We start from the raw sequence: 4,166 nt of genomic DNA, 5'->3' as shown, positions 1-4,166 counted from the left end.
GCCCCCAGCGCTCGTCCGCTTGGTGCGTTCGACCCGCCGCCGGCCGGACCGGCCAGAACAAAGCACGGCCCGCCAGGCGCATGAGGGCCGGGGTCAACGTCAATGAGGCAAGAACGGTGACAGCGATCGCTACGCCGAGCACCGGTCCGAAAGATCGGAGCAGACCTAGCTCCGCGGCGGCGAAGGCGAAGAATCCTAAAGTGACCGTCGCGCCCGAGGCGACGATAGTGGGCGACACCGCCGCCGTCGCCGTGGCCAACCGCGCCGGGTCGTTGCGCTCGGCGTGCTCCTCAGTGCTGAGGGTTTCGCGGTATCTCGACAACACGAACATGACGTAGTCGGTGCCGGCGCCGAACGCCATCACGATCATGAACGTCTCGGCGAGGCTGGCCACCTCCAGACCAGCATCGGCCAGATAGCCGGCCAGACCGCGGGCAACCAGGAACGCGCAACCGATGGTGATCAGCGAGATCAACGGTGCGAGCAGCGACCGGTATACCAGCATCAGGATGAGCAGCACGAGTAAGACGGTGGCCACCGCCGTCTTATCGAATGCCTCGAGCGTTGCTGACGCCTGGTCGGCCGCGAGTGCGGCCAGCCCGGTGACCTCAATTTGCAAGCCAGGGGGCATGGTGGAGGAAAGATGGTCACGGAGGAAATCGACCGCCCGCTCGGCTGAGGCGCTAGCGAACTGCGCCTTCAAGCTGACGATCACCAACTCTGCCGCGCCGTCCGGGGCGCGCAGCACCGGGGCCAGCTCTGGACTGGTGGCCGTGCTCTGCACGGCCTTGACGTGCGGCTCCGCGGCGGGTGAGCGGAGGAGGTCGACGATCGACCGTATGTAGGCGTGATCGCCCGGCTGAAGACCGCCGGGTCGTGCCACCACGATCACCGCCGGATCACGTGAGGGGTCGTCGGGAAACGCCGACCGCATCAGGGCATCCGCCTGGCTCGAGGGAGCAGATGCCGGCACGAAAGCCGTCTGGTCGGCAGTCCCCAACTCACGGACGCTCGGTGCGCTGATCGTGACCCCCACGGTCAGGGCGATCCAGAGCACGGCGACCAACCAAGCGTGCCGTTGCACGAAGTGGGCGTTTCTCATGCGTCGCCTCGAAGTCCGCGCACAACGAAGTCGATCAGCGAGTCACCAACCGCGTCAGCGTCGAACTCACCTTCGACAACCAAGGCCTGCAGCGCCGCGATGGTGACTGCTCCGAATACTGCCGAGGCGATCCCAGCCGGGTCGCCCACCGCCCGCAGTGAACCGTCGGCCGCACCCTCCTCGAGCACCGCCATGACGGGGGCGTGAAACGCCGCGACCAGTTCCGCGACGGTGTCGGCCAACTGCCCGGTCTGGTCCAGGTTCCCAATCAGCACACGGCACGCCTCCGGATACTCGGCGGTGGTGGCGAGGACGGCGCGGACCGTGGATTCAAGGCGATCCCGGGCGTTCCCCGGACCTTCGGTAGCCGTGCGGACGGCCGTCGCCAGGTGACCGATCGTGGAATGCATGAGCCAGCTGAGTACCGCGTCCTTGCCGCGAAAGTGGTAGTAGAGCGTGGCTCTCGGGACCCCGGACGCGGTGACGAGGTCGTCCATGCGCGTCCCGCCGAACCCCTTGCGTACGAAAACCTCGGCAATCGCACGCGCGGAGGAGAGCAGCCACGCGGGTTGGGGTCGCATCACGCGCTCCAAACGCTCCGTTGGACGGCACGTTTGGACGATACATCCAAATTGGTGATCCAATCGATGCTCGACCGGGAACCTCAGAGCGGCGTACCAAAATTTAATCGACTGGTTGATATGTTCTTCGCGCCAGACAGATGTCAGCTCCGGGACACCCGCCGGGGCGATAAGGTGGAGATCCCCTATGACGCACGTTGTGTTGGCCGACGAGACGTCGGACGGAATGGACTCTGTCCTGGCAGCCTTGCTTCTGGCTGCGGCGGCGGATCCCATGAAGGCGCGCGTGCTGAGCCGAATGCGTGGATCGGTGCGCATCACGATTACCGATGCGGACACTGAACTTGGACTGCGCTTCACACCCCACGAGATAGTGGTCTCACGCGGAGAGTCGGATGCGGATGTGCACGTCGCGCTCCCCGCAGAATCCCTGATGAATCTCGCCGCTGTCCCTCGATGGGGCGTGATCCCTCGCTTCACGACGCCGGCCGGGCGAAACCTCTATCGGCAACTTCGGACTCGTGAGGTGCGGGTTCGGGGCGTGCGACACCTCCGCCTGGTGCGTGGACTGATGGACGCGCTCGCCCCCTGATGCCCGGGTGCTGCACGGACGGGCCGTCAGCGGTCAGTTGTGCTGAGGGACGCCAGAAAGTCGAGAACCCGAGAGGTGAATGCCGCGTTGTCGTCTCCGGCGACCATGTGGCCGGTGCCTTGGACATCGCTGGTCTCCGCGCCACGAATGAGCGTGCGCAGTTCGGCGACCCCGGCGTCGCTGACGATGTCGGACTGTGCGCCTCGAAGCAGGAGGGTCGGAGTGGTGATACGAGCGGCCGCTGCTTCGCACCTACGTTGCACTGCGCCGCTGCTTTCCAGTGAGATCAGGTCGAGCAGGGCGGGATCCCAGTGCCACTGAAAACGACCGTCTGCCCCCTGTCGTAGGTTCTTGACGAGGCCGTTTGCGGACCGGACCGGCCGCTGTCTGCTCGGGTTGTACGCCCGCACGGCCTCGGCGGCGGACGCAAGCGAGTCAAAGCCCCCGGACGTTGACTGCATGAAGTCGCGGATGCGCTCGACGCCCTCCACCTCCAAGCGCGGAACCACGTCGACGAGCACCAGGGCGCGGGCCAACGGGCCGCGTTCGCCCTCCGCGACAAGTGCGGTCAAGCCACCCAGGGACGCGCCGACCAGTACCGGCGGCTCGGCGAGGCCGCTGAGGACCGCGAGCAGGTCGCCGACGAATGCGTCCAGTGTGTAGGTGCCATCCGAGGCCCAGGAGCTGTCCCCGTGCCCCCGGGCGTCCAGGGAAACGACATCCCACCCGTCGGTGCTGAGGGCCCGGGCAGTGTCCGCCCAGGAGTGCCGGGTCTGACCCGCCCCGTGCAGCAGCAGGACCAACCCGCGTCGCCGGCCGACGGGTGGCCACCGGTCCGCGATGAGTTCGACCTCGGCGCTGCGGTAGGTCACGATTCCAGATCCGGTCGCCGTGCCGCGGCGCTCGGGCAATGCCTCAGGCTTCACCCGTCAGGTCCCTTTCTGGTGCGAAGCGGTCGACGTTATTCCGTCGAGGAAGAGGGCGACCAGGCGGTCCGTGCTTTCAGCTACTGACCACGAATCGCCGCTGCTCAGATGAGCCAGGCCGGTCATCGAGAGGGCACCGAAGATGGCGATGGCCGTCGCCCGGGCGGCCGAGTCGGACCGGAAGCAGCCGTCCGCCCCGCCTTCTCGTAGCAACTCCTCGACGGGGTCGATGAAGGCCCGGTCGATCATCGCGGTGACCTCGGGCATGCGGGCCGCGCGGCCCAGGTCTCCGACCAAGGCCCGGCACACGTCCGGCTGCTCGAACATGATGGTCAACTGCGCGCCCATGACTGATGCGAGGCGCTCACGGCAGCCACCCGGCGCAGCGGTCGCGATGGTGACCTCGTCGTGCAGACGGTGCAGTAAGTCCCTGAGCAGGAACGCAAGGATCTCCTGCTTGCCCGCGAAGTAGTAGTAGAGCGTGGCCTTGGGCACCCCCGCGGCCGCGGCCAGGTCCTCGATCTTGGTGTCGTCCAAGCCGCGGTCGGCGATGACCGCGGCAGCCGCGGGCAGTTTGGCCGCGATGGCGGCCGGGACATCTCGCATGAGACTGCTCCCGTAGTTTGGACTGCTAGTCTAAACTACGGGTTCTGGCGTTGGGGAGGGACGATGCTCGGTCAACGCCTTGACTCCGACCTCCCACGAGGACGCCCGGTAGTGGGGCTGTGTGTGCTGTGCGCTGCCTTGGTGCTGGTCATCGGGTCGATGACCTCATTGGCAACCGCTCTGCCGGTGATCGGCCGATCAACCGGCGCCACCCAGGGCGAGCTGACCTGGATCGTCGACGCCTACGCGGTGACGTTCGCGGGGTTGCTGCTGCCAGCGGGCGCGCTCGGCGACAGGTATGGGCGCCGGCGCATGCTCATCCTCGGACTGGTCATCTTCGCGGCGGCTTCTGCTGCGGG

6 protein-coding genes are annotated in these 4,166 nt (G+C 66.9%); 2 read left to right on the top strand and 4 right to left on the bottom strand.

Annotated features, from left to right (window positions below; translation table 11 throughout):
- Both SPOPO_RS26910 and SPOPO_RS0101395 read right to left on the bottom strand, forming a co-directional pair.
- Positions 1 to 1,057, bottom strand: a 1,057-nt coding sequence (locus SPOPO_RS26910) for an MMPL family transporter (protein WP_169577137.1), incomplete at its 3' end; no start/stop codon positions are given.
- A 41-nt stretch (positions 1,058 to 1,098) separates the two neighbouring features.
- Complete coding sequence (locus tag SPOPO_RS0101395) at positions 1,099 to 1,683, bottom strand: TetR/AcrR family transcriptional regulator (RefSeq protein WP_028984423.1); 585 nt, start codon at positions 1,681 to 1,683, stop codon at positions 1,099 to 1,101.
- 187 nt (positions 1,684 to 1,870) lie between these two features.
- On the opposite strand from SPOPO_RS0101395, the gene SPOPO_RS0101390 reads away from it, so the two are divergent.
- Positions 1,871 to 2,275, top strand: a complete 405-nt coding sequence (locus SPOPO_RS0101390; protein ID WP_019872994.1) for an SCP2 sterol-binding domain-containing protein — start codon at positions 1,871 to 1,873, stop codon at positions 2,273 to 2,275.
- Between the two features lie 26 nt (positions 2,276 to 2,301).
- Here the strand turns inward: SPOPO_RS0101390 and SPOPO_RS0101385 are convergent, their stop codons facing one another.
- Both SPOPO_RS0101385 and SPOPO_RS0101380 read right to left on the bottom strand, forming a co-directional pair.
- The gene (locus SPOPO_RS0101385) at positions 2,302 to 3,147 is read right to left on the bottom strand and encodes an alpha/beta fold hydrolase (protein WP_019872993.1); all 846 of its coding nucleotides are present in this window, start codon (positions 3,145 to 3,147) and stop codon (positions 2,302 to 2,304) included.
- Positions 3,148 to 3,204: 57 nt separating this feature from the next.
- On the bottom strand, positions 3,205 to 3,807 hold the full coding sequence (locus SPOPO_RS0101380; protein WP_019872992.1) for a TetR/AcrR family transcriptional regulator: 603 nt from the start codon (positions 3,805 to 3,807) through the stop codon (positions 3,205 to 3,207).
- Positions 3,808 to 3,966: 159 nt separating this feature from the next.
- Between SPOPO_RS0101380 and SPOPO_RS26905 the strand changes: the two genes are divergently transcribed.
- Positions 3,967 to 4,166, top strand: a 200-nt coding sequence (locus tag SPOPO_RS26905; protein ID WP_425424151.1) for an MFS transporter, incomplete at its 3' end; no start/stop codon positions are given.

This window comes from Sporichthya polymorpha DSM 43042, assembly GCF_000384115.1.
GTDB classification, from domain to species: domain Bacteria; phylum Actinomycetota; class Actinomycetes; order Sporichthyales; family Sporichthyaceae; genus Sporichthya; species Sporichthya polymorpha.
This window is presented reverse-complemented; position numbering and strand designations above follow the sequence as displayed.

Bases quoted from the DNA above. Each gene is read 5' to 3' on its own strand.
- SPOPO_RS0101380 (WP_019872992.1), bottom strand. From the start codon at position 3,807: ATGCGAGATGTCCCGGCCGCCATCGCGGCCAAACTGCCCGCGGCTGCC.
- SPOPO_RS0101390 (WP_019872994.1), top strand. From the start codon at position 1,871: ATGACGCACGTTGTGTTGGCCGACGAGACGTCGGACGGAATGGACTCT.
- SPOPO_RS0101395 (WP_028984423.1), bottom strand. From the start codon at position 1,683: ATGCGACCCCAACCCGCGTGGCTGCTCTCCTCCGCGCGTGCGATTGCC.